The sequence below is a fragment of the Methylocaldum sp. RMAD-M genome, assembly GCF_017832375.1.
In the GTDB taxonomy this organism is placed as follows: Bacteria; Pseudomonadota; Gammaproteobacteria; order Methylococcales; family Methylococcaceae; genus Methylocaldum.
In genome coordinates this window covers 80,737-106,670 of sequence record NZ_JAFIBZ010000016.1, presented here as the reverse complement: position 1 = coordinate 106,670, position 25,934 = coordinate 80,737, and the positions used below count along the sequence as shown (strand labels likewise).

The window sequence follows — 25,934 nt, the reverse complement described above, 5'->3', positions numbered from 1 at the left end:
AAGCGTCACGGGGAAGGGCTGACGCAGATACCGGAGTTGAGCCTTCCGATGAATCACGGGAGTGCTCCGGCTTCGGTTCCGGGTGAGGATCGCCCAGCCGAATCGGTATCTCCGGTCATCGACCACTTCAGTCTGTTCGATGATCTCGCGGAAGAGCTGGAACCGGACGCGTCCTCCATTGAACCCGAGCCGCTGGATTCCGTTCCGGAGCCTTTGGTGACGACCGCCACGGCGGATGACTGCTGGTTCTAAATGAATGCACGGCAATGAGCATCATGAGAACCGTCAGGATCATCCACTGCGGTGTGCCTCCGGGTGGCTGGCAAACGGAATTCGGTGTTCAGGGGCCGGAAGGACTCTTTCACAAGTCACAAGGATTCGTGGACGGCAACACCCATGCCGCCGCTATTCGAGAGGCGCTTCGCTTTGGTCTGAGTCATTACTTCGATCAAAACGGGAACCGGATTGCGATTAAGGCGCCCCGTGAAGCGTAGCCATTGATCATCACCCCCAAGGGGCAAATCGCGCCCTTCGGGGTGGGATTTGCCTCCTTTTTAATGGAGGCAAAGAATTTATGAAAACGAATCGAAGCCTAAACAACGCGTTCCCCATCGTCGCTGCGGCGTTGGGCAACAAGCTGGGCGTCAAGGTCCGTGTGGGCGGCCAGGACGCCGAGACGGACGGTGACACCATCACTGTCCCGGCCTACGACGGCGACAATCCGGGCTACCGGGACGTCGCCTGGGGCTACCTTGCCCACGAGGCGGGCCATGTCCGTTATACGGCGTTCGACTACTTCGCGCAGGCGGCTTCGGTGCCGATTCGGAAGGCCATCCTCAATGTCCTTGAGGATGTTCGCATTGAAAGGCGGCTCGCCGAACGCTATCCGGGTACGCGCCTGACGATCGAGAAGACGGTCGGAAAGCTGATCGCCGAGGGCGGTTTCACGGTACCTCAGCCGGATACCCATCCGGCGGCGGTGTTGCAGGCCTTTCTGCTGTTCCACCTTCGGACACGGGAACTTGGACAAACAGCCCTGGCGGACCTGGCGGATGCGGCGGAGCGCCTGATCGAGGACCGTTTTCCGTCCGGCGCGGTGACCCGGCTTTTCGGGCTGTTGTCCGAGGTTCCGGCTCTGACCGGAACGCGGGAGTGCCTGAGCCTGACCGATCGCATCCTGCGCATGCTCCAGGACGAACTGGAGAAGGCAAATGAAGAGCAGCCGTCCGATTCAGGAGGCCAGAGCGGGCCAGGCGCCCCAACCGGAAACGCCCAGCCCAATCCTCGGCCGGCCGAATCGGACGATAGCGCCACGACTGACACCCCGAGTGGGCGTGCCGACGCTGCGCCAGAGATTGATCCGAATGCACCGGTCGATGGCGCCATTGCATCGCCGTCCTCGGACTCGCCAGACAGCACTACCGACGAGGCGGTCCACGTGCTGCGGGCGGTTCTATCTGCTGGAGCCGACGATGTGGGTCAGGATCTCTTCGAATGCGCTCGGGACATCTTGAGACTCACGGCGTCTCAAGCCGCGGACATTGACTTCCCGACGGCCGATGAGCCGCCGAGCCGACCGAAAGAGGGTCAGGGGCTCCTCGACAAAACGGTGAGGGAATCGAGCCGAATCCGGGCCACGTTGCAGGGCCTGGTGCAAGCGAGTCGTCTGAAACGACCCGTGGCGAAGGCCTCGGGCCGTAAGGTGGCGAGAAACCGCCTCTACCGGCTCTCCACTGGCGATGCGCGGGTGTTTGAACGGCGCTCGCCGCAGTCGGCGCCGAACACCGCCGTACATGTGCTTTTGGATCGTTCGCCTTCGATGCAAGGTACGGTGATCCACGAGCAGACCGTCGTGGGTCAAAGAATCGACCTGGCCTGGGACGCCTGCATGGCGTTGGCCCTGGCGCTGGAAGGCCTATCCGGCGTCAATCCGGCGGTCACGGCCTTTCCGGGATACGAGGGCCGTGCCGACAGCGTCTATCGAGTGATGGACCACGGGCAACGGGTTCGGCAACGTGCGCCTTATTTCGGTTTGGGAACCGACGGCGGCACGCCGCTGGCCCAAGGCCTCTGGTATGCCGCGAGCCGATTGCTGGCCTGCCGAGAACCCCGCAAGGTCATTCTGGCTTTGACCGACGGCGAGCCCGACTGCCTGGAAGCCACGCGGGATATTCTCGCCCGCTGTGCCGCGACCGGGATCAAGGTGGTGGGGATTGGCCTCGGAATCGAGGTTAGCCACCTCTTTGAATGTTCGATCTCGATCATGCAGCTCCATGAGCTTCGAGCCCGGTTGTTCGAGCTGTCGCGGGATCTCCTAATCGCCGCCTAAAATCCGTGCGCCGACTTCGCGTCGGCGCCTTTTCCCCTGATCTTGCAGACGGCGAGGTCAGCGGAAAAGCCGATTCGTTCAGACGCTCGTTTCGGCGAGCGCTGACTCCTGCCTTTGGCAGGCGTTCCGCCTCCGGGCGGCGGGGAAGTCAATCTTCTCCGAACCGGGTGCGTCAAGCCCGGTTATTCGACGGCTGCGAGCCCTTCGCAGTCATTCATCAACCCCACCGGGGCGTCATCGCCCCCAGGGGTTCATGGCGCTCCTTTTTTGTCAGAGGTGCGCTTATGAATTTTCTTTTCGGAGTGATTTTCCTGGGGCTGGCCATCCTGGCGATAAAAGCCGTGATGTCCGCGCTCCAAACGGTCGCCACCGGGCTTTGGACCCTGGCGACCGTTGTGGCTGAACGCCGGCCAAGACCGGTGCAACGCGAGGAGGCGCCGATTCTTCGGATGCCGATTCCCGATCGGAACTGGCAACAACTCTCTCGGGAGGTCCAGGACGCCATCCGTGCGCGGCGTCCCCGTGATCCGGGAGCCCGCCGACTCGCGCAACTCGAACTCGAGATCGAAATCGCGCGGTGCGAGATCGAGCTCGCGAAATTGAAGGCCGAAAAGGCCGCCATCAAGATGCGAACTCGAAAGCCCCGATCGGAGAACGGGCAGATGGATTTGTTCACTGCGGATCGTTCGACCGCGCAGGCACAACTTGAAGTGATGCGCGGCGTTTTAGGACGCGGCACCGGGCGGACGCGAGATCCGCTATCCGGCTCATTTCCGGATCCCAAGGCGCGAGCAGTCCCAAGGCATGGATCACTTCGTCCAGGAGCTGGACGAAGTGATCCCGGCCCCCATTGATCAGCTGCCAACCGTCGCGATCGGCGGATGGCGCTGAACTCGCACTCTCCTGGGAAGTGTCACCGCGCTCCAGGAGGTATGCTGCGGCAAGCGCCTTCTTTCGGGCCATCTCGGGCGCCAAACGCCGTAGCGCTGTCATGTTGGCGTGGAGGCGCCGGTCGGCGGAATTCTGGAGGTCGGGGTCCGATAAGTCGGCGAACTCGTCCTCCAACGCCGCGAGCGTGCGGAAGTAGTCATTACAGGTCTCGATTGTCTGACGTGCCTCGGCCGCCTGCTGATCGGGATCCCGAGGTTTCCTGGCGTTCAAGCTTGACTTGATTCGAAGGGCGGCCAACCGGCACTGGATTCGTTGAAACATCCAATTTCTCCACAAGGGGTCACATCCGAACGTTTAACAGAGAAACCTGGATTTGCAAGCGATCTTCGGGGAGCATACCCCTTGGGATGCTCCTCGTTCACATCAATTTCGGCATGAGGAGCAAAAACGTCATAGATACGGCCCGAGATTCTGCAGCTACGAACATGATCACTACGAAGCGAAAACCGAACGGTGACTACTGGTTATTCAAGGACAGTGTCAAAGTCGGGTACGTATTCAAGTGCAGAGGCCGCGGATTTGGGCTCTCACTGGACGGTATTTATTGGCGGGGAGAAGCACCTTCTCGAAAAGGAGGATGTACTTCGAAACGCTTTCTCAGGCTACGAGACGCACGGGCAGCTGCTGAAATCGTGCTGGAAAGAATAGCGCCCTAACGATCGTTCAACCCTTTAAAACCCTGCCCAGGGGAGCGTTGCTCCCCTGTGGGGGATTGATGTCTCCTTTGGGCATCCATCATGCCCATCCCGCCGGGATTCTGAAGGCCTTCCGCGTGGGAGGTTTTGAGAATCCCGGTGGGCCGGGTAACCTTGAAACGAAGGAGATAACAATGAAAACACAGCCTATATCCAAAGACGTTCTCTTGGAGAAATACGCCAAGCAGGGCGAATCCACACAGAATGAGATCTTTCGGCGGGTTGCCAAAGCGCTCGCTTCGGTGGAAAACGACAGAGAAACCTGGTCGAAACGTTTTCTCGAAGCGTTACAAGGGGGATTCATTCCAGCCGGCCGGATCATGTCCGCGGCCGGAACGGACATCAGAGCCACCTTGATCAATTGCTTCGTACAACCCATAGGGGATTCGGTCTCGGAAGAGGTCGACGGCAAGCCGGGTATTTACACGGCCTTGTCGGAAGCGGCCGAGACCATGCGCCGCGGGGGTGGTGTGGGGTATGACTTCTCCGCCATCCGCCCGAACAGCGCCACGGTCAAGAGCACGGCCAGCAGCGCCTCGGGGCCGATCTCGTACATGAGGGTCTTCGACCGCTCGTGCGAGACCGTGGAATCGGCGGGTGCGCGACGGGGCGCTCAGATGGGAATCTTGCGTTGCGATCATCCGGACATCTTTGACTTCGTGCATGCGAAGGATACCGCCGGTGAACTCCGTAACTTCAACATCTCGGTGGGCATTACCGATGCGTTCATGCGCGCGGTGGAAGCTGACCTCGAATGGGAACTGGTACACAAGGCCGAACCCAGCGAAGCACAGAAGGCGGCCGGCGCCGTTCGTCGTGAGGATGGTCTTTGGGTGTACCGTAGGATCCGAGCCCGTGAATTGTGGGCTGAGATCATGCGCAGCACCTATGATCATGCCGAGCCGGGGGTGCTGTTCCTGAACCGCATGAATGCGGAGAATAACCTCTATTACTGCGAGGCCATCGAGGCGACCAACCCTTGTGCCGAAGAGCCGCTGCCGCCCTATGGCTGCTGCTGTTTGGGCAGCATCGATCTGACGCAGTTCGTGAAACAGCCGTTCACCGACCAAGCGTCGTTTGATTATGACGATTTCGGTACGGTGGTCGGCACTGCCGTCCGCATGCTAGACAACGTGCTGGCGGTGACGTACTGGCCATTGGAGCAGCAGCGTCAGGAAGCGATGTCCAAGCGGCGGATCGGACTCGGGTTCACCGGACTTGGAGATGCCTTGATCATGCTCGGGTTGCGCTACGACCGGGAGGATACTCGAAAACGAGTGGCCTGCATCGCGGAAGGTTTACGCAACCGCGCGTATGAGACCTCCATCGAGCTGGCCAAGGAAAAAGGTGCCTTCCCGCTGTTCGAGGCGGAGCGATATCTCGCGTCGGGCTTTGTCATGCGGTTGCCGGAAGCGCTCCGGGAGGGCATAAGGATGCACGGTATTCGCAACAGTCACCTGCTGAGCATTGCGCCTACGGGCACGATCTCGCTGGCCTTTTGCGATAACGCCTCGAACGGCATCGAGCCACCTTTCGCCTGGACCTACACCCGGAAGAAACGGATGTCGGATGGCTCGATCGAGGAATACGCCGTGGAGGATCATGCCTACCGCCTCTATCGCGAGGCGGGTGGTGATGTTTCCAATCTGCCTTCGCATTGGGTAACCGCCCTGGAGATCTCGGCGCTCGAACACATGCGGATGCTCCAAGCGGTCCAGCCGTTCATCGACTCGTCGATCTCCAAGACGGTCAACGTGCCGGCGGATTATCCGTTCGAGGCGTTCGAGGACCTTTACCTGGAGGCCTGGCACGCGGGCCTGAAGGGGCTGGCGACCTACCGGCCGAATACGATCGTGGGACAGGTTTTGGTGGCCGATTCGTCCACCGGCACGCTCAGTGCGGCCGCGACGGACGAAGGCCAAAAGCCTGACTTCGACCGGTCCGATCCGGACCGAAGGCTGCGTCTCGATGCCGTGCCGGAACCCACGCTGGCTTCTTTGCGGTGGCGAAAGCGGCCGCGTCCAGTGGGAGGCAATCCGGCCTGGTGCTACATGGTTGATCATCCACGTGGCAGTTTCGCACTGTTCATTGGCCATATCGAAAACGGGGGAAAGCACCCGTTCGAGGTGTGGATCAACGGGGCGGAACAACCTCGAGGGCTCGGCGCCTTGGCGAAGTCGCTGTCGATGGACATGCGGTCCAACGATCACGGCTGGGTGAAGGCGAAATTGGACAGCTTGATGAAGGCGCACGGGGATGATGGCTTCGAATTGGCCCTGCCGCCAGAGGGCGAACCCCTCCGGGTGCCCAGTCTGGTGGCCGGGTTCGCCCAACTCGTGCACTACCGGTGCAAAGAGCTAGGCGTGTTCGAGGAAGCCGTCATGGTGATCGCCGGCACGCCCGTGCTGGACGCTCTGATGTCGCCGAAGGAACCGAAAACCGGGACCGATGGCACGCTGAGCTGGACGGTCGATGTACTGAACCCCGGCACGGGCGACGACTTCGTGATGGGCGTGAAGGAACTGGTGTTGCCGAATGGCAGCCGTCGGCCGTACTCGGTCTGGTTGTCCGGTGAATACCCCCGCGTTTTGGACGGACTTTGCAAGAGTCTGTCTTTCGATATGCGGGTGATCGATCCCGCCTGGATCGGGGCGAAGCTGCGCCAGTTGCTGGATTTTCCGGAAGCGCGAGGGGATTTCCTCGCCTGGGTGCCGGGACAGAAGCGCAAGTCGAGTTATCCGTCCACGGTGGCTTACCTGGCAAGGCTGCTGATCCATCGGTATGCCATGCTGGGTGTTCTTGATGAGGATGGCTATCCGGTGGAAGAGATGGGGCTCGTGACGTACGAGGCCGACAATATTGTGTCCCTTCGTACCCGTGCTGCGGGCGCCATGGAGGTGGCACCCGGCAGGCGCTGCGACGAGTGCGGAAATTACGCTGTCATTCGGAAGGATGGCTGTGATTTCTGCACGGCCTGTGGCACGACCGGGGCCTGTGGATGATGAGCGCGGCACTCCAGATTGGAGTGCCGCTGTTTTTACCGGCGGAGATCGTGTGTGCTGTGTCCTAAAACTACTGCGTGGTGTGTCCTAAAACTACTGATATTTGTAGTCTTGGCAGTGTAAGAAAGCGACGATTGACATCCTCCCACGCCTTTAGGCCTTATCTTTACGTACATCTTTTTCTATGGCTTTTTGGGTTGAGAACGAGCCACCTGTCCACCAGGTTATCAAGCCGCCGCAGGCCACATCAAACCACCGTCACGCCCGGCGGTTGCCCGCTATGGCGGCCGTGATAACCTCCCAGTTCGGCAATTCACAGCGTCGCGTGGGTGGGGTCCGGGTACGGCGCTTATAAGGCGCCAAGGCCTGCCACTGTTCCAGGTCCAGAAACACGTCGCAGGGTAACCCCGGGGTTTCACAGCATGGTGGGTATAGTCCACCTCGGTCGTGTCCTGGACCGCCAACATCACCGCTTCGCCGTGGCGTAGTAATGACGGCTCAATACCGCCTGACGTTTAATACGGTCATTTTCCATGAATCGGTAAAGCCCCTTTAGCGCCGCCGATGTCCGTTTGGCCAAACTCGTGTTGCGCCCTCGCTGCCCATCCCTCAGCTTCCCTCAAATTTGTGGGTAAAGGTAAGCCTTGAAGCAAGGGGCTTGAAACTATGCTCCGGGCGTTCGTTCCGACCATTGCATGCTACGATCGGCCGCATGACATTTCGACTCTAGGAGTGATATTCATTGCCGCGTTGGTATCCGCGTTCTCAGTATGGGCTCAGGGGATAAACTGAAACCGGGATTGGGATTTGTGATTGGCTTTCTCTGCATGGCCGCGGACACTATAGGTGCGCTAGGTATACCACGGGACAACAAAGACCACGGGGATTCTCGTGATAGCGGCCTTGTAGGCGATGAAGGCTTAGAGTTGGAATAAAGGATTACCCGCTATGTTTGGCCCTGTTGGACTTCGGTACCGGTGTCCGGCTGCGTCTGGTGTCTTTAGCGTTCTCGACAAGGCGTTTGGCGATGACATGATTGACGTCCCGCTGGAATCGTGATCGCCGGCGCCGAATCTTCCGGAGATGCCGTTGTTTAGCTGACTGTGTCCCTTTAGCCTGTAAGGCCTTGCGCAGTTTGTGGTAACGGCGTTGAATGTGCTTTACCGATTGATCCGAGAAGTTCTTGCAGTTGAAATTTGTGGGGATCCGGGTAATGCCTAGGTCCACGCGGATGAAGGCTTGTGGATCGATTGGCGGTTCCTCGGGTGTTCGACCATAATCAGCAAATAGACAACATTATTGACCAACACCAAATCGGCCTGGCCTCTGGTGCGATGCCACTGCACGCGCTGGTAGGTGCCCATCTGCATGGGAATAGACAAACGCCTCTGCACAGTCAGGAGAACTGGCGGTGTCCAGTCCCATGATGCTCATGATGCGCTGATCGTAGACCACGGTGCCCGTCGGCTTGAAAAAGCAGTGCATGGCTTTGTCGCGCTTATGGGCTTTGACGATCTTGGCGATGGCGCGAATCATCATCTGTCAGGATAAACCAAATTGCTTTCGCACATCATCCTAGTCCAGCTTTCGCAGTTTGAACTTCGATGCACACTAATCCCGATAGGCCACTTCCGCGATGTAGTTACAAGCGTCGTTAAACACGCGCATGGTATCTTTCAGCTCAGCATGCTGACTTTCATTCGGCAGCAGTTTGATCTGAAGTGTTGTCTTCACATTGATGTGTCTATCACAAAGACAACGTAAATATGAACTTAAACTCTTTGTGGCAGTGCTTCCTCCCAGTCATGAATGACGCGGCTTCCGCGCTGAATTTTCGGTGGACTGGTAGGATGGCGGGATTTTGCGGGACAGGGGAGGGGACGAAGAGGGAGGTTAATACAAAAAGATTAAAAAAAGGTTAAAAGGATAAGAGGTCGCAAGTTTATGATTTATCGAGAAGAACCTCCGTTTTCTGTGTTCTATAACTACCGAGTTTCGGTGTATCCCATGTCTGAGCTTGTTCCGGTGTGCCTTAAAACTACCGGAAATCGACCACCCTGTGCCCTATAACTACTGAAAAATTGCTCTGCCGTGTCCTAAAGCTACCGAGAATTCACGTTGCTGTGTCCTAGAGCTACCGAAGGCCAGGATGACAGGCTGTGGATAAGTTTCTGGTGTGCCCTATAGCTACTGATTGCTATGCCCTAAAACTACCGGAATTTCGGTCTGCTGTGTCCTAAAACTACCGTAGTGATTCCGTAGCGGCCGGTTTGGAATTGAGAACCCTCTTGTTCGACGCCTTCATTTCTTTAACAAATTCAGGGGACGGAAACAGCTGATAAACTACCTCGACGACCTTGCCTTTTCCTTGCGTGATGCTCGTCTTTTCAATTTCGCGTAGTACCTTCATCTTAACTAATTCAGCAAAGGCTTCGTCGACGTCACGGCGGTTATCGACTTCGCGGCCCCTGTTCAATAAATTGCTGTCGCGCTTGATCGTTGAGTAGCGCATCTCGAAAGGTTTTGACGCGAGGCCGGCGAAGGTGAATTTGATCGACAATTGCTTGTGCAGCCAGCGGGCCAGTTGAGTCGGTAACGACATCATGACCTCGTAGTTGAATTGCCTGTAGGTTACTTGATCGATGCTTTGTGTGACCAGTGGATGAAATTGAGCAATCCATCGTGCGCCAGGATCCTCAAGGAGCCGCTTCTTCGAAACGGCAGACAGCGTGGGCAAGTAATTGGCGGCAAGGAACGCCTCACCACGCCCCTCGCCAACTCGGAGTTCGATGTGGCTTTTCTGCAAGATAGTTAGGCTTTGGATGATCTGTTGATAAGAGCGCGCGTGCCCGCGAGCCGATAATTCTTCGCGTAGTTCATAAAGGGAAAATGCGACGCCGCTCCGGTACTTCTCTTTCTCAAAAAATCCTTGATTTTGGCGGAGTGCGATTTTTCGGAGCGCATCTTCGACCAATTCCTCGGAAGCACTTGGGTAATAATCTCGCGTAACTCCATCGGGCTCTTCGATACGCGCAGGTTGGATCTTGGCTATGTACGGTTGGCCACGATATTCGAATTGAATTGCGAGGATGGGCAATCCGCCGTTCGCATCGCGCCGCTTGTTTTGTTCTTGGCGGGAAATCGAATACCGCGGGATCGAATCCCAAATATCGATCGTATTAGAAAGTCTTTCGCGTTCGTTGGGGTTGCAGAGGAACGTCTGGAAAAGATCTAATTGATTGTTGTTATACGCGGAACTGTTCATCGGTTTCTTGCGCGGGGGAAACGGTAAATCACCGCCGGGACTGGTGTCCGTTAATTGGTTCATCGATTATAGGCTCCGTTGTAACACATTCTTTTTTTCTCCGTAGACGGAGGATTTGGAGTGTCACCGGATTCCCCTGCCGATTTTACAAGAGTCGGAGTTGGAATCCTTAAATTTGCAGTTTCGGGCACGAAGACCGGGATTCCCAGCTTTTGGGCATGGGATCCGCCTAGAAAAGACCAGCGGTGATTATGGCAGCGCCGAAGTCAGCCGGCGCTGCAGAAAATTGCAATTTTGGCGATTATTTGCAACGCCGGGTCAATTGCTCGGTGTTTTTGGTCTGGTCTGGCTTCCGGCTATGTCCGATCCGCGGCGCGATCAAAGGAAATCATCCAAGGAAGCGGAGCGCACCAGTGGAGGTAGCAACTGCTGAGCCTCGGCGAGGAGAGCCTTTGCGCGTCCAGTTCGTCCCGTTTCCAGCGCATCGTGGGCACCGATCAGCAGTTCTGCCACACTGTTGAACGAACGTTCCAATCCGATGGTCATTTTTGATAGCACGGAGACGCGGCCACTTCGGAGAGCGGCTGCGCAAGTGCGGCGCAATCCGCCATAGTCAATCGGCTTCTCGATGACGTGATAGGCGCCGTCAGTCATCAAACACCTGAATCGATCGACCGAATCCACGCCGGTCACAACGATGACGGGCGGCGCAGGGTGGGGCAGGCGAGTCAGGATCTCATCGCCTTGGAGCCCGGGGAGCATCAAATCCAATAGCATGAGATCGAACGAGCGATCTTTCAGCAGACCTAGCGCTTCCTCACCGCTTGACGCGCAAGACACGCGGTAGAGTTCGTCCAAAGCATCCGAGACGGTGGCATGCGTCTCGGGATCATCATCTACGCTCAAAACGGTCGGATGCGCTCGTTGGCGCAGGGCGTCATCCAAGACTGTCGCTAACCGCCACGTGTCCGAGATATCGAGGGCGACCGCACCGGTATCCGGAATGAGTGGTGCCACCACCATACAGGTGGTCGAATCCGTTACGGTGACGATCGGAATATCGTCGGGGCCGAAAAAGCCGCTCCGTACGAGCCGGACCACCGCCAGCGGATCGACCTGGTCGCCAGTGCTCAGCACAATCAGCGCGTGTACCAGATGATTGCAGAGAATCGCTACGGCTTCCGTCAGGCCGGAACAGCACTTTGTCCGTCTGAAACCAGACTCGTGCAGAGCCTTCAGCGCCATAGTCTGAAGGACGTCTTCATTCCCGAAGATCAAGATACGCTCACGTCGGAGCGGGCTCAGCCTGTTGATGTCGATTATTTTTCGCACGAGTTCTTCAGTCCTTGATTGATCGGCTAACATTGTAAGTAGAACGTTACCATAGTCACACAATGAGAGCACTAAGGACGGTACTTGCACTGCTCATGATCCCAATCGTCGTAGCAGCCGAAGACGAAGAAGATGACCTTCTCCTGCAATTGGGATCGGCGCGAGCCATTGAGATCGCTTCCGGCTACATGCAGCCGCTTTCCGATGCGCCATCTGCGGCTACGGTCATTACCCGGGCGGAAATGGAGGCGATGGGCGCCCAGACCGTCGATGACGTACTCGAGACTGTGCCTGGCCTCCACGTGAGTAATGCGGTCGGGTTTCGGACCATATACGGGGTTCGCGGCGTCGCGACGCAAAATAATGCCGAAATCCTTGTCATGGTCAATAACGTTCCTATACAAGACGCGGTGACTGGCGGACGGACTTCCATCTGGAACATGCCGGTTCAAGCCATGTCTCGGATCGAAGTCATCCGCGGGCCTGGCTCAGCGGTACATGGCGGCAATGCGCTCAGCGGCGTAATTAATATCGTCACCAAGAACGCTGACGAAACCATGATTGGCGAGCTTGGGGGGACGGTTGGCAGCTTTGACACTTATTCAGGCTGGCTGACCAAAGGGCACAAGGGTAGCGACGTGGACGCGTCGTTCTTTGCCTACGGGCGCAGCACGAACGGGCCAAACCGACGGGTGCCCACCGATGCTCAAACCGGGTTGGATGCCGTGTTTGGGTCGTCGGCATCCTTGTCGTCTGGAGCGCTCAATGTCGGTCGCGACGAGGTAGTCGCCTCTTTTGATGTGGGAATTTCGGATCACTGGCGGATTCGCGGAATTTACGAAGGCTTTCGGGATGCGGGAGTCGGCGTTGGCATCGGTGATACCTTGGATCCCAACGGTCGACTCCGCAACAATTTCTATGTGGGGGATGTGACCTACCAAGACCAGGTCAAATCATCCTTGATTACCTGGAATACCTATATTACATGGTTGGATAACGACGGCTCTTTTCAGATATTTCCGCCAGGTGCGTTCGGAGCATTTGCCGACGGTGTCAGGCAATCGGTTAGTACCCAGATCGGTACCGTCGGTTCTCGGGTGAGCTTGTTGTATCGAGGGTTTCCAAGACACACGTTGCGTTCCGAAATCGGTTTTGCGCACCAATGGACCGACAAAGTGGGTAGCCGGATCAATTTCGCGCCAGATCCGATAACGGGCGGTTTGATGCCGCTGGGCGGCCTTCAGCCCGTGTCCGCTGTCAGCCCCGATCTGCTCTCGGCTTTTCGCGAGCGCACCATTATCTACGGGCTGTTGCAGGACGATTGGCGCGCCTTTGACGATGGGGTGGTGACGGCTGGCGTCCGTTTCGATGGCTATTCCGATGTGGGCGTGAGCGTTAGTCCTCGGCTGTCCGTAATGTACGACCTGAGTCACGACATAACCGCTTCGCTTCGCTATGGACGCGCGTTCAGGCCGCCAAGCTTCCTCGAAAACGGCAGTGCGAAACTCATCCAAGGGCAATTGCTCGATCCGGAGACAGTTGATACGGTCGAAATCGGTGTGGAGAAGCGCTTCGGCACGAACCGAGTAGAGCTAAGCGGATTTTGGTCCGATTTGAAGAACCTCATCGTCAATGAGAGATTGCCCGTCGCAACCCCCGCGTTACAAAATTTTCGAAACAGCGGTGATTACGAGGTTTATGGTTTTGAGTTTGCTGCGTCTTTTCGATTGACGGACGATCTCGGATGGTTCACGAACTACTCCCATCAGCAGCCTGTGGATAATCGATTGCCGAGCGGTCTGGTTTCACTACCACGTCATCATGTCTATACTCGCCTGCACTGGAATCCTATGACGCACTGGCAGTTTGACGCCCGCCTGAATGCGGTCGCCGACCGACCGCGCGCCACTGGTGTAAGCAAAAATCCGGTCAAGGATTACCTCAGCGTTGGGTTCACGGTTACTCGGACGGAAGTCCTGAGAGGGCTGGATGTATTGTTTCGGGTCGAGAATGCGTTCGATGCGGACATCTGGGAGCCTGCACTGTCTGAGGATCCGTTCGTAACAGATATTCCGCTGGCCGGGCGCAGTTTTCTGGGGCAGGTTCGAGTGAGATTCTAGGGAGGTTCACAGGCTGAACAGTTTTCGTGCTACTTATCGGCTCATGACCGACTTGCCGGGTTTCTTTCAATCGTTGGCCGAGCAGGGTTGCCCTGCTCTGTTTCGGTTAGGACCCTACAGAGCGTTTCTGGTAACACGCCCGGAGCACGTGCGGCACGTCTATCAGCGCGAGCAGGCTGGCGTTTACATTAATAATCGATTTGCCAGCGTAACCAAGCGTGTTTTTGGTGACAGCCTGGTGAACAACGATGGTCCGGCGTGGGCGAGTCAGCGGCGGATGTTGAAGCCGCACTTTACGAATGCGGCGGTTAAACAATGGGCCGATCTCATCGACCGGAAACTCGTCGACTTAGCGGACGCTTGGGACCGAAAAGCCGGTGAGCGGCTAGCGGTCGAAGTCGAGTGCGCGGTCCTCACACAGGCCATCATGACATCGGTCTTGTTTGGAGAGGAGGCAGGTCAAACTGAGGCTGCGCAGGAGGTAATCGAAGCGATTCATGTGGTGCACCAGGAGTTTCTCGTCCAGACGCTAGGACGAGCGCTCATGGGGCCGATATTTTCCTGGCTTCCTGTGCCGTCCAGTTGGCGCTTCCAACGAGCGATCCAAACCGTTGACCGGGTGGTGGATCCGCTCATCGCCCAGGCAAGTCGCACGCGACAGGGTCTAATAGCCCTTCTGCGGGAAACGGTCGACCCCGACACGGGTTGCTCGATGGATGCAAAATTGTTGCGGGACGAAATCGTCGCGCTGTACATCGCCGGGCAGGAGACAACGGCTATTGCGCTCACGTGGTTGTTGTATGAACTGGCCAAGCATCCGGATATTGCAGAGAGAGCCAGGAAGGACGTGCTGAATTGGGGGGAGGACGAGATTAATGCCGAGGCGTTACCGTACTTATGGGACATCGTACAGGAGTCATTGCGACTTCACCCGCCGGCAATCGCTCTGCTCCGGTATGCGGTCAGCGACGATAGGATTGGCGACGTCGCGATTCCCAGAGGTTCGTTGGTCCTGATGAGCCCTTATATAACGCAGCGGTTGCCTGATATCTGGCCGGATCCGGAGCGTTTCGATCCGGCGCGCTTTGGGCCAGGGGCACGTGCGCCGGGGGTCTGTTCATTTGTGCCTTTCGGCAGCGGACGTCATATGTGTCTCGGCTTACATCTAGCCAATCGAATTCTGCTGCAAAGCATTGTTACTCTGCTGCGGCGCTTCGAGTTCTATGTACCATGCGACTATCGGGTAAATCCCCGTTCTGGATTGTTGCTGCGACCGCAAGGCGGGTGCCGGATTCAGATCGTGCCGCGGCTGCAATCTGATCGACCCGCCGTGGCAGCCGGACGGTGAAGGTCGATCCCTGTCCTGGCGTACTTGATACCGTCAGGCGCCCGCCCATGATGTCACAATAGTGGCGACTGATCGCTAAGCCAAGCCCGGTGCCGGGATAGCGACGTTTATGGCTCATATCGACCTGTCTAAATGGTTCGAAGATCAATTCTTGATCGGCGGGATCGATACCGATGCCGGAATCGATAACAGCGACCTCGAAATGATCATCATCAAGGGTTACCTCAATGCGGATCTGACCGCACTCGGTGAACTTGCAGGCATTGGTTCCAAGGTTCATAAGAAGCCGTTCGAACTTCTGGGGATCCAACACCGCGTTCAGCTTTTCCGGACAGCGAATCGAGACGTGATTGCGATTGGCTTCCGCCAAGGGTTTCAAAGCATCGGTGGCGTGCCGGACGATTTCAGTGACGTTGACCGCTTCGAGCTGGAGTTCGGTCTTCGCTTCCTCCATGCGCGCGATCTCCAGGATCTGTGTTACCAAGTCCGTTAGCTTGCGGGCGTTGAGGAGAATGTTTCGGGTGCGCGTAGCGGCTGGGCCATCGTCCGAGAATACGAGGTCATCGGCGATTGATTGCGCGAATCCGTAGATGGCGTTGAGCGGAGTTTTCATCTCATGACTCAGCATCGCCATGAATTGGGCTCGAAACTGGGCGGTCCGCAGCGCCGCATCGCGCGCTTCCCGCAGCTCCTGAGTTCTCAGTTCGACCAACGCTTCCAGCGAACCCTGGTGGCGTTGAATGGCCTTAAGGAGTCCGGTAAAAGCGTGGTTGATCAGTACCAGTTCCCTGGGGCCGTCACAGGACGGCAGCGAGGTGGACGGACGAGCGGGGTCGATGCGCTGCACGGCATCGGACAGCGTCGTGATCGCCCATACCATTCGGCGGATACGGCGGTTCAGCCAGGCAAGCACTGGAAAGCACACGAGTATGGAGACCGCCCCTGTGATTAGAGTCACCAGCAGTAGCATTTGATGCAGCGGCTGTTTGGGTACGGCGATGCCCAGGTAACCGAGTCGTTCGGTTGCGGGAGCATCGGCTGCGTGACCGGACTGGCGAGCATCGACGGGTACGATGAGGTACCAGTTGGCGGAGGTTTCGGATGTTAGGTATGGATCTGAGCGGTGCTCGATTGTAAGAGGCGATGGTAACGTAACGTCTCCGAAAGGCTCGAACAGGAGTTCACCGTCTGGGCCGAAGAATGCGATTCCGGAAACATCTGTTTTAGTTACGACGGCGCCAGCGACGCGTTCAGCGAGATCTCGCGAGCCTAAAATGAATACAGCAGCACTGGAGTCTGCGAGCGATCTTGCGCTAAGGAGGCTCTGGTCCAGGTAATACGTATGCAGCTGCGCCGTGAGTAAAATCAGAGAGAGGACAGCTGAGATCGTACTCGTAGCCAGGACAGCGCCGAGTGCTGGAATCATCAACTCACGTTGTATGGGCCGTGGCTGTCGGTGAAGCTTGCGCATGGTCGATCTTAGGTGGCGGGTCTCAGGGTGTTTGTGAGGTTTTTTCGCATACCATTGCAGAGATGCAACCTTCCAGCTAACGGATTCGTGTCACTTCAGGAGCCAGTGCAGGGGGCAGATTAATGCCGAGGTGTGCACGCACCCGGTCGTTAATCCAAAATCGAAGATCCTTCACCATTTCACGCCATGGTCCTTGTGAATGGAGTTTATTGAGGGCGAGCTCAGCTAGGCGTGCCCCCATGGCCTCGTAATCCGGATAAGCGGCTATGAGGGCTCCGAGCTCGGCATGCTCGCCGCTAACCGACAACAGCGGAATTTTTCGATACCACGAGCGTTCGATCAGGTGCGGAAACAGCGTTTCGACCACACTTGTATTTTGCATGATCCATACCGCGTCTTCGCCGGATTTGGCTCGGTCGAGCGCGGACCAATACGCCAGCCCTTCGGACTGCGGAGTAGTCCCGTCGACCATATCAAGCGCCAACCCGTGGGTATTGGCCGCACGACGTGCGGCATCAACGAGCATCGGCGAAGCACTGCGTGTTTTGACGGTATAAAGGCGTCTGAGATTGGGCATCAGCTGCTTCACCCGGGACAGGAAGGCGAGCGGCTCAATGGTTAAATCGATGCCTTCCGGTGACTCCGTTCCGCTCCGAAAGAAAACACCGCCGACGAGCACGGGAACCGTCGAAACAGCCGCCAATCGAGAATAAAGCTGGTCGTAGACCGGCCGGCCCAGCAAAATAATCGCTGTTGGATGAACGCCGGCAACCCAGGTCAGGGCATCCCGCGCTTCGGTACGGGGGTTGATCCTAAGCACCTCGGCTGACGATCGGGTCCGGATGCCGGACAGAATCGACTCATACAACCGGCCGACAGGCTCTTCGGCTATCGGGACGATAACGGCAATGGGTGGCGCGGCGGCACCGGCCGGGATGCGCGCGAGGAAACATAAAAGGAATAGGCAACCCAGGGTCTTCAACCACCGCACGGTTGACGCCGCATGCCATTGGAAAGAGGCCTGGCAGCGCGGTCCAGCCCGGATTGATGGTGTTTCAGCTTGGCGGGTCCGCCGTCCATCGCCGAGTTGGCGTTGAGCACGAACCCATCAGAGATCGGGATCATCGAGTGACACACCCTTTAATGCCTTTACCTTCTGGCAATAGTCCAAGATGGTTTCCGCGCGTGGTTTGTTCAGCATCCAGTAATCGCGCGAGCGTTCGCCGCCTAACCAGATTTTTGCCGCCCGAAGAGACCGAGCGCACAGGTCTTCCTGCTCCAATTGATTTCGCGCTCGTCCGGTTCTGAGCAAAGGCGCCACGAGTTCGATGACCGCCTGAACCGGATCGGCGCGGCCGCCGCGCATGTTGCCGGATCGCGTGGCCACGGCACGGAAAAAATCTTCGGAGCGCGGCTTCAACGCCAGCATAAGCAATGCAGCGGCGATCAGACCCGTTTGGAACAAGTCGTTCGGAGGATCGAGACGGTCTAGGATCTCCAATTCCTGTCGGAACAGGTGAACGGCCCGATAAACGTCGATGGGTTTGGCGTCGCGTGGCTGATTACGGCGCACGAGGCCGCGCAAGGCAATATTGAGCGCGGACCCGATCATGCCGGATTTCAGACGGGTGGAGGTGAGAACGAGTCCGCTTTCCCGGTACGCGCCGGAGATCTTGTCTTGTTGTCTTTCAGCGGCCGATTCGGCGTCGACCGTTCCGTAGAGCGCATTCAGTTCCGCGCGCGAGGTGACACGATATACCGTCACGTGCACTTCGGTCGGGGTTGGCAGTTCTCCTCGTGTCCACAGCAGCGCTCGCGTGTGGCCATCGATTTTGTACAGAACGCCATTCAGCAGAGCGGCTTTCACATGCCCGAGATGATCGAGGACGGCGCCCTCGGCGTGCCGAGCCTCCGCCCAATGCCGAGCGCGGGCATGGCGATCGCTATCCCGCTGGCGGGGATGGTTGAGCACGGCGATCCAGTCCGCGACCGCCATTCGGCCGGTAATGATCCGACCGTCGTCGGATAGTACACTCAAGCCAGGAATAGCGGCATCCGACTGAGACCGGGAAGGTTGAGATGTCGTCATATACAAAAATTCACAAATAAAAATAATTGTATTAAATTTCTATTGTGGTAAATTCCGACCTTACACGCCTAACGGTTTTTGATTATAGAAGGAAATTAGGGCAAGTCATGCCTGATTGTCCGAAACGGACAAAGTAGTCGATTACTGGGGACATGGGATGGGTGGGGAACGTTTTCTGAGTCACGCTTGGATTCTTGGATCGATCCTGTTTCGCCTGCCATGCGCGCGCCATGGAAAGAGAAGCCGCGCATGCGCGGCTGTAATGGCTTTTCTCCTGTTCCCACTGGCCAACTGGGCTCAGGATCCGGTGCAAATACGGGAAATCGGGGAGGCGGATTCCGACATACGCCAGGTTGGCGATCACCGTATTCAAGAGACCATCTGGTGGGAGATCGCCGCATCGCGCTGTCTCGATCCCTACATACTCTACGCCGTCGCGTTGATGGAATCAAAACGCATCCATCAGTCCCTCGCAAAGCCCTGGCCGTGGGCGCTCAACCTAGCGGGGCGTTCGATCCTTCCGAAATCCAGGGCGGAAGCTCACACCATCTTGAAAACTGCATTGGCCAACGGTAGTTCGAATATCGACGTCGGGCTGATGCAGGTCAGTGTCCGCTGGAACGGGCATCGTGTCACGCAGCCTGAGGAGCTGCTGGATCCCACGACCAATATCCGCATCGGAGCCGACGTGCTGGCCGAGGCCATCGGTTCCACGCCAGGCAATCTCGTATTGGGTATCGGCCGATACCACAGTTGGGAGAACGTGGATGCCGCGCTTCGCTATGGACGGAAGGTCCTGGCGGTTGCGGCGTTGCTGAAAACGCTGTTCTAAGTTGTTTTAGGAGGTGAAGAAATGGAAACCGATAACACTGACATCTACGAAATGAATCTTGGATACCTGATCAAAGCCCGGGAAATGGTGATGTCCGGCCGCCCGCATCAGGCCATGGTCAAGCTGGGTCTGACACCTGATGCCGTCCGATTGCTTCCGGCCATTCCTATCCGGCGGCTGCAAACCATCGCTCAGAGGGACATGCTGTGCTTTGCGCCGCGTTTCTCCCCCGGGTGCTGGCGGGAAATCTTGATGGGCGGCAGTAAGCTCAGTGATGAGGACAGCGCAAGACGGCTCATTCTGTTGGTCGGGGGCGGCAGCAACGGCGTTCCCGCCCGCCAATGAACTAGCTGCCAGTTGAACGGCACCCCGAGTTCTCCGGGAGGTTTTCGCATGTGTGATGAATCACTCAGCTTCACTGATAGACTGGCAGACCAGAAACTGGCATGCGAGCTGATTGTCCGTAGACTGAGAATTCCTTACGTATTTCAAGCGGTCAGGAGTCTCACGGTGGAGGAACTGCGCGAGATGCACCGATGCATTCACCAAGGGGAAGGACCGCCATCGGGACCGAGCCCCAGGATCCAGTCGATCCCGAATAATCGGGCATCCATGGTTTATTTGTCGGCGTTTGCGTCCTTGTACCTGAAGGCAAGCGCGCTCGACAACCGGCAAAGCGTCGATGCCAAGGCGGTGATAGCGGCCTGGGATCTGTTTCATGAGTGCTATCCGAACGCGTTACGGTTCCGCCGTCCGTTCGGCAAAGTCAGACCCGCCAATATCACGGAAGCCTGGGTGCTCGCTCAAGCATTGCGCTGCGGCCTGGCCCATCTCCGCCACTGTCCGGATTGCCACGGCGAGTATCTGGTCATCGAGGATTGCAAACTTCCGCCGGTATGCCAATACTGCGCGTTGGGGTTTGCGAAGAGACGGGGCGCCAGCTTTTCGATGGGCGACGATGTCGTGGAGTTGCCGGTGCTCGATAGCGAGCTTCCTCAGACCGCAGGCGATGTTGCGCCTGCGGATGATGAGATGGCGGCTTAGCGTCCGGAATCGGCGACCGACGGCCGATAATGGTCTTGCCAGCTCAAGCCGTTAGTTCGATTGAAGAACGCGTTTGGCAGTCACTCGTACTTGGCGCTCTGCTATGGCTCACGCACTTCAGGCCTTGTTCCAAGGATTGAGAAGGCGAGCGCCAGTCGGTTCGAAGTCGGCCAAGTTCCGCGTTACAACGGTCATACCGTGGACGAGCGCCGTAGCCGCGATGTACGCATCCCGTTCGGAACGCGGATCGGGTACGTGAAGCCGGGCGCAGCGCAACGCTACAGCCGCATCAATCGGCAACGTCCGCTCGACAAACTCGGGAAGAACGCGGGTGCGCATCCACGTGCGTAGTTTCTCACCCTGAGCGGCGTCGCGTCGCTCGACGCGGAGAATGCCTAGCTCAAGCTCCATGGCGGTGATGGCGGAGATGTATAAGCTCGCCGCGTCTACGCCTGACAGCCACGCCGTGACGTTGGCATCGGCCTTGCCATCGCCGGCCTTGCGCAGTTCGGAAACGACATTAGTGTCGAGCAGAAACATCAATCAAAGTCCGCCGGTCGGGGAAGCTCGCGCGAGCGCGGAAACTCGATTTCGATATCGGCGAGTCCTGGCATCGACAACGCTTCAACGATGTTCCGGCGCTTACCGGTGAGGCGGCGGTATTCCTCGATGCTCAACAGCACATGTGATGGCTTGCCCCGATCTGTGATGAAGACGGGGCCATGTTCGGCGGCCCTCTTGGCACGGGTTACGTCTTGGTTGAACTCTCGACTGGATACAGTGGTGATGGTCATCATGTAACGCTGTTCGGAATCATTTATGTAGATATGTTACTATATGCCGGCGCGGACCACAATTGGCCCCGTGGTTCGACGCCGCCTCGGCGTCGTACTATGTAAATAAAGGGGATGGGCGGCTTGCCCTCATTCCCAAAAGGGTTTTACTCTGATTGTCGTTACGGCGAAGTTCTGTGGATTGGTGCAATGGACAAACCGGATCCCGCTCAGTTAGGCACGTTAGACACCCTTCCAAGCAACGGTGTGATTAAGTGGTTCTCAAACAAGAAGGGCTACGGATTTATCACCGGTAGAGATGGCGTGGACCGCTTCTTCCACTTCGCCGACGCTGCGCCAGGCTTCACGCCGAAAACCGGCGCTTTCGTTCTGTTCGATCCACAGGATCACCAGAAAGGGCCGCGCGCGGTCAATGTGAGGCTAGATCCGGCATCTTTGTTTGAAATCGACCGGACGAACGGGAAAATTTCAGTATCGCATTTTAAGCGTGAACGGGGGGCAATCGGATCGTCGTTTTTGCGTGTAATTCTGTGCTCGGTGGTGATGTTGTATATGGGAGCAACTGCTCGAGAGAATCACTACGATCGCGTTTTTGGAATTGTGGTCATTCTCTGGGTTGTCTTCGTCGCTGATTTTCTGATCAAGCTCGTGCGCGCGTTCTGCCGGTCAATCGTGACTTTAGCATGGCGATTGTTGGGTGTGGAGAAGAGCACGCAACCAACCCGGCCAGCGGAGCAGTGGATCTATGTGCACGGAAATGAAACCGCAAGCGCGAAAGTGTCGCCAACTGAAAGGCAGAACGATTATATCTTTGATTGGAAAATGAAAGACGTGATAAAGAGCGAGTTCCTAGGTATACAGCAGGAACTCGACTATTAAGGACCTCATCACCTCCCGTTAATCGCTCCTTGCTACCCATTGGTCCCCAAGAACGCGGCGCACGTAGTCCTGCGTTTCAGGGAACGGGGGGATGCCGTTGTATCGCTCGACATCGCCTTCGCCCGCATTGTACGCAGCAACGGTTCGCACAAGGTCGCCCTGGAAATGATCCAACAGCCACCGAACGTACTTGGCGCCACCCTCAATGGACTGGCGTGGATCGGTCCGGTCGGTAACGCCGAAACGCTTGGCGGTGGCGGGCATCAGCTGCATGATGCCGACCGCGCCCTTCGGGGACTTGGCGGACGGATTGAATTTCGATTCCACACCCGCCATCCGTTCGAGCAATCCGGGCGGCAGGTCGTATCGGCTTTCCATTTCATTGAAGATTGGCGCCAGATCGGGCGGGGTTGGATGCTCCGGCATAAAAACCGGATCGCTTCCCGTTGGGACAGAATGGACCCTTGATCCGGTTACAGCGTTCAATGTCGGATTCGCCACCGAACCCGTCGCTCGATTGTAGTTGCCGACGAGATCGATGAGGTCGGGGCGGTGCTGCGTCGCAGCCTGACGGAGGAGTTGGGCGATATCTTCACCCGTTTCCGGGTTTTCCTGTAGAAGGCCGCGTTCGGCGTTGCGGAAAACCTCGGAACTGGGCATGGATTCGATCAATAACCGGTTTATGCCGACAATCATATCGGTGCCGAGATCGGCTTTTGCCCACGGAAGTCCCGCGAACGTTTCAAATATCGCGGCCCGGTAATAGTCCTGTTGAGCTGGCGTCAGCCGATCGGCTACCTCTGCGACACGCTCGTCGACCCATTGATTGACGCCAGCCCGAAACCTGGCCGCGGCACTCTGGGGTAGACCTGCCAACGCCTCAATGCCAGCTTCTGCCGGGTTTTTACCATCCGCCAACGCATGTTCGTATGTTCTCTTGAGGTCCTCTCCGAGTCCGCCCAAGTTCTTCCCGCCTGCGCCAACTGCTGAAAGACTCTGGCCAATGCTGTATAACGCGCCACCGAGATAATCATAGGCGAACTCGGCTAGCGAAGAATCGTTGGCCGCGCGGGCGATCTCCGCCCGGAAGTGATCGGCCTTTTTACCATGGATGTCGCGACGGGCTTCGTTTGATTCGCGTCGCAGGACATCAAGATTGTCGTGGTATGCGCTATTGACCGACGCCTCACCGCTTGCGACTCTTCCGTGCTCCTGACGGATTCGGCTTTGAACACGATCCTCTATGCCGGCCGTATCGCCGCGGGGATCGTAAAGATTCACTTGCTCGACCTGGCTTTGAACCTCGCCGAAGGCAGGCGCGGCATCGCGGAGGTTCGCGTTGCGGCCGGCGTTCAGATCGTTGCCCGGCGAGGGTGCGTGCCAGACGTCGCCCAGAAGTTGATAGCCGGCGAGCTCTGCCTTGCGGGTTTCCTCGGCATCGAGCGACCGGAAGTGCGGCGCCGAGAATCCGGTCAGCAGCGATAGGCCGGCGGCGGCATAGGCCTGATCCCGATCGGCGATCAGCCCGATCGCGCGCCATTCGGCCGCCAGGCGCTGGGTATCGCCGACCAGGCCATAGCGGTCGAGGGTCCGGCTGAGCCGTTCGAAGAGGCCCGCGTCGCGGGCGATCTTCATCCCGGTTTCGGCCGCCCCGAACGCCGCCTGCGCGCCGAATCGCCGTTGCGTGGTCACGGTCTCGTTGTAGGTTTCCGAGGCCGACAGCGCGTCGGTCGCGCTGCGCTGAAGCGTCGAAAGTTCCTGGCTTTGCAGACCGAAAGCCGCAACGTCGCGCGTACTCTGCTGCGCGTCGGTGACCAGGCTGCGCTCGAGACCGGTTTGGAAACCGTGATCTTCCCCCCACTTGGAAAGAATGTCGGCAGCAATGGCGTTTGATGTTTCAGCGCCGACTTTGAAATTCGACTGGATTTCTCCGGCCAACTTTGGCAAAACACGCTTGAACCACTGGTCCCTGGATTCGTTTCCGTGCCGTGCGAAGTCGCCGCCGATCCCTCCTGCCAGAGCCGCAGCAACCTGGTCACCGGATATCCGGGAATGGCTGTACTTCTGAGCTAAGTCTTCACCGACCGACAGGAGGAATTTATCGGTGTGGCTTGCACTATTCGAAATTTTGGTCGCAAGCGCGTTTAAATCGGCGGCATCTGTGTTGAAACTGTAACTTCTCGACGCCGATTCCTGAAGACTGCTCATAAAGTTGGAAGAAGCCTGCTCCATCGCGGCATAGGCCGAGGACACCGCAGTGTTTAGATCGGTCCCGGCGTTAAACGTGGGGAGTACGCGTTCGGCACCGTGCAGTGTGACTCCGGAAAGCGGTGCCTGCTGATGCATAGGTTGAATGTTCATGACCGGCGCCGGGCCGATCACGTCCGGTGTGGCGATTCGCTCGTTCACGTGGTCGCCGCCGTCCATCCGACCAAGGAAGTGGGTCGCCGTGACCGCGCCCCGGTAGATCAGCATCAGGGTGATGGCCGGGGTCGAGGCCGCCAGCATGCCGCCGACCGCCAGCCAGTTCTGAAGCTCCTGGTCCATTTTATAGATGCCGTACATCGACGGCAGGCTGAAATTCGCGCCGGTCAGCGCGGCCAGCTTGGACGAGGCGGCCATCTGAATAAACAGGTTCACCACGGCCAGGATCGGCATCCACAGCTGGATCCAGAGCAGCATCGAGAAGTAACCGACATTCATGCGGACGCCCAAGGCGCCCAGCATGATCACGAACGCCATGATCGGCGCGATGGCGTAGCTGAGGCCTTCGATGAACGCCATCATCGGCCGGACGATGCGGTTGAACAGGGTTTCCTCGGCCGCCCACTGCGTGTTGCGCTGCTGGATCGCCTGCTCCACCATGGCCGCCTTGTTCCAGTGCATGGCATCCTCGTGGCGTCCGACCACGCCCTTCTCGAACATCGGCAGGATCGCCGCCATCTTCATGTACTGGAGCGCGTCGACCGCGCCGGCGCCAGCCAAGGCATCGAACGCGTCCTGAACCTTGGGCGTAACATCGGCGGGGGCCGGAACGCCCAGGAAATCGGTGAGCAAGTCCTCCAGCAGCGGGACGAACCGGTCGTCGATATAAGCCGACAATTGTGTCCAGGCGTCGGTGCAGGTCAGGATGCGCGGCGGCCCGCCGACATAGATCTCGGTGGTATAGATCGCCGTGTCGAACCGGATGGCGTTCAAGGGGTCGGGGTCCCGCAGGATTTCATCAATGGATTTCCGGTTCAGATCCACGCCGGTGAGGGCGCACTCCTTTACGTAATTGATCACGCTGTTTTCGACGTCGCCCCCGGCGCTCGGCGCATTGGCGCCGCCCAGGTGCATTCGGGAGAGGAGGTTTTTCCGAACGGCGGTGATCGTGGTCAGGGTGTCGGCGAACCCGTGTTCGGTCATCGTGGGCAGCGAGAAGGCCTGCTCGAACAGCCGGGTCGTGCGGTACCCCATGTTCGACAGAATGCTGCCGACCGCGGCCGGGCCGAGCGGCACGTTGTCCACCACCCGCACATCGCCGGTGTAGGCATCCTCGATGGAGACCCGGACCGCCGGACTGTACATGATCATCCACAAGACCACGGCGATCAGCATGTCCTGGTAGCGGATGCCGCGGCCGTCCCACTGAACCAGCGACCGGATCATGACCAGAATCACGCCCATGACCGCGCCCACCGAAGCGGCCATCCGGTAGTCGCCGGTCTGAGCGATCATGGCGACGGCATTCAGCACCGCCTCCAGGTAGGCGGAGTCCCCGACGGAAAAGATTTCAAACAT

Annotated in this window: 19 protein-coding genes and 1 pseudogene; 10 read left to right on the top strand and 10 right to left on the bottom strand. The window is 57.9% G+C overall.

The genetic code is table 11. From position 1 onward, the window contains the following. The 3 genes from JOD69_RS15685 to JOD69_RS15675 form a co-directional block, all read left to right on the top strand. On the top strand, nucleotides 1-252 hold a 252-nt coding region (locus JOD69_RS15685; protein ID WP_210024070.1), incomplete at its 5' end, for a hypothetical protein. Between the two features lie 14 nt (nucleotides 253-266). Beyond that, nucleotides 267-494, top strand: a complete 228-nt coding sequence (locus JOD69_RS15680) for a hypothetical protein (RefSeq protein ID WP_086132943.1) — start codon at nucleotides 267-269, stop codon at nucleotides 492-494. 80 nt (nucleotides 495-574) lie between these two features. Further along, nucleotides 575-2,329 carry a hypothetical protein gene (locus JOD69_RS15675; protein ID WP_086132942.1) on the top strand — a complete coding sequence of 585 codons (1,755 nt, stop codon included), beginning with the start codon at nucleotides 575-577 and terminating at the stop codon, nucleotides 2,327-2,329. A 672-nt stretch (nucleotides 2,330-3,001) separates the two neighbouring features. On the opposite strand, the gene JOD69_RS15670 is transcribed toward JOD69_RS15675, so the two are convergent. Further along, nucleotides 3,002-3,541, bottom strand: a complete 540-nt coding sequence (locus JOD69_RS15670) for a hypothetical protein (RefSeq protein ID WP_086132940.1) — start codon at nucleotides 3,539-3,541, stop codon at nucleotides 3,002-3,004. A gap of 568 nt (nucleotides 3,542-4,109) precedes the next feature. On the opposite strand from JOD69_RS15670, the gene JOD69_RS15665 reads away from it, so the two are divergent. Next, complete coding sequence (locus tag JOD69_RS15665) at nucleotides 4,110-6,977, top strand: adenosylcobalamin-dependent ribonucleoside-diphosphate reductase (protein ID WP_210024069.1); 2,868 nt, start codon at nucleotides 4,110-4,112, stop codon at nucleotides 6,975-6,977. A 1,296-nt stretch (nucleotides 6,978-8,273) separates the two neighbouring features. Here the strand turns inward: JOD69_RS15665 and JOD69_RS15660 are convergent. The 3 genes from JOD69_RS15660 to JOD69_RS15650 all read right to left on the bottom strand — a co-directional run bounded on the left by JOD69_RS15660 (nucleotide 8,274) and on the right by JOD69_RS15650 (nucleotide 11,574). Continuing rightward, complete coding sequence (locus JOD69_RS15660; RefSeq protein WP_210024068.1) at nucleotides 8,274-8,516, bottom strand: hypothetical protein; 243 nt, start codon at nucleotides 8,514-8,516, stop codon at nucleotides 8,274-8,276. 703 nt (nucleotides 8,517-9,219) lie between these two features. Then, entirely contained in the window at nucleotides 9,220-10,305 is a 1,086-nt protein-coding gene (locus JOD69_RS15655) for a replication protein (RefSeq protein WP_210024067.1), read from the bottom strand. 315 nt (nucleotides 10,306-10,620) lie between these two features. Continuing rightward, nucleotides 10,621-11,574: a response regulator gene (locus JOD69_RS15650; protein ID WP_210024066.1), complete on the bottom strand. Its 954-nt coding sequence runs from the start codon at nucleotides 11,572-11,574 to the stop codon at nucleotides 10,621-10,623. A gap of 95 nt (nucleotides 11,575-11,669) precedes the next feature. Here JOD69_RS15650 and JOD69_RS15645 point away from each other — a divergent pair, with 95 nt between their 5' ends. Then, entirely contained in the window at nucleotides 11,670-13,694 is a 2,025-nt protein-coding gene (locus JOD69_RS15645) for a TonB-dependent receptor (RefSeq protein WP_210024065.1), read from the top strand. Nucleotides 13,695-13,737: 43 nt separating this feature from the next. Continuing rightward, nucleotides 13,738-14,880 (top strand): annotated as a pseudogene (locus tag JOD69_RS24725) (cytochrome P450); the annotation flags it as partial. Between the two features lie 10 nt (nucleotides 14,881-14,890). Here JOD69_RS24725 and JOD69_RS25245 read toward each other — a convergent pair. The 3 genes from JOD69_RS25245 to JOD69_RS15630 form a co-directional block, all read right to left on the bottom strand. After that, nucleotides 14,891-16,468: a HAMP domain-containing sensor histidine kinase gene (locus JOD69_RS25245; RefSeq protein ID WP_210024064.1), complete on the bottom strand. Its 1,578-nt coding sequence runs from the start codon at nucleotides 16,466-16,468 to the stop codon at nucleotides 14,891-14,893. A gap of 121 nt (nucleotides 16,469-16,589) precedes the next feature. Next, nucleotides 16,590-17,504 (bottom strand): ABC transporter substrate binding protein, encoded by a 915-nt coding sequence (locus tag JOD69_RS15635; protein ID WP_210024063.1) that lies wholly within the window; start codon nucleotides 17,502-17,504, stop codon nucleotides 16,590-16,592. A gap of 117 nt (nucleotides 17,505-17,621) precedes the next feature. After that, the gene (locus tag JOD69_RS15630) at nucleotides 17,622-18,551 is read right to left on the bottom strand and encodes a hypothetical protein (RefSeq protein ID WP_139840974.1); all 930 of its coding nucleotides are present in this window, start codon (nucleotides 18,549-18,551) and stop codon (nucleotides 17,622-17,624) included. A 313-nt stretch (nucleotides 18,552-18,864) separates the two neighbouring features. On the opposite strand from JOD69_RS15630, the gene JOD69_RS15625 reads away from it, so the two are divergent. Genes JOD69_RS15625 through JOD69_RS15615 form a run of 3 tightly spaced genes read left to right on the top strand, consistent with a single transcriptional unit; the run spans nucleotide 18,865 to nucleotide 20,478 of the window. After that, nucleotides 18,865-19,434: a transglycosylase SLT domain-containing protein gene (locus JOD69_RS15625; protein ID WP_086132928.1), complete on the top strand. Its 570-nt coding sequence runs from the start codon at nucleotides 18,865-18,867 to the stop codon at nucleotides 19,432-19,434. Nucleotides 19,435-19,455: 21 nt separating this feature from the next. After that, nucleotides 19,456-19,779 carry a flagellar transcriptional regulator FlhD gene (locus tag JOD69_RS15620; RefSeq protein ID WP_156881400.1) on the top strand — a complete coding sequence of 108 codons (324 nt, stop codon included), beginning with the start codon at nucleotides 19,456-19,458 and terminating at the stop codon, nucleotides 19,777-19,779. Between the two features lie 48 nt (nucleotides 19,780-19,827). Beyond that, entirely contained in the window at nucleotides 19,828-20,478 is a 651-nt protein-coding gene (locus JOD69_RS15615; RefSeq protein WP_139840973.1) for a FlhC family transcriptional regulator, read from the top strand. Between the two features lie 117 nt (nucleotides 20,479-20,595). Here JOD69_RS15615 and JOD69_RS15610 read toward each other — a convergent pair whose 3' ends face one another. Both JOD69_RS15610 and JOD69_RS15605 read right to left on the bottom strand, forming a co-directional pair. Next, nucleotides 20,596-21,018, bottom strand: coding sequence for a type II toxin-antitoxin system VapC family toxin (locus JOD69_RS15610; RefSeq protein WP_156881401.1), 423 nt, complete (start codon nucleotides 21,016-21,018; stop codon nucleotides 20,596-20,598). Further along, nucleotides 21,018-21,275: a type II toxin-antitoxin system Phd/YefM family antitoxin gene (locus JOD69_RS15605; protein ID WP_240506754.1), complete on the bottom strand. Its 258-nt coding sequence runs from the start codon at nucleotides 21,273-21,275 to the stop codon at nucleotides 21,018-21,020. The genes JOD69_RS15610 and JOD69_RS15605 overlap by 1 nt, the downstream gene beginning before the upstream one ends. Nucleotides 21,276-21,461: 186 nt before the next feature. Between JOD69_RS15605 and JOD69_RS25240 the strand changes: the two genes are divergently transcribed. After that, nucleotides 21,462-22,151: a cold shock domain-containing protein gene (locus JOD69_RS25240; protein ID WP_156881402.1), complete on the top strand. Its 690-nt coding sequence runs from the start codon at nucleotides 21,462-21,464 to the stop codon at nucleotides 22,149-22,151. An 18-nt stretch (nucleotides 22,152-22,169) separates the two neighbouring features. Here JOD69_RS25240 and JOD69_RS15590 read toward each other — a convergent pair whose 3' ends face one another. Beyond that, complete coding sequence (locus JOD69_RS15590; RefSeq protein WP_245245619.1) at nucleotides 22,170-25,934, bottom strand: conjugal transfer protein TraG N-terminal domain-containing protein; 3,765 nt, start codon at nucleotides 25,932-25,934, stop codon at nucleotides 22,170-22,172.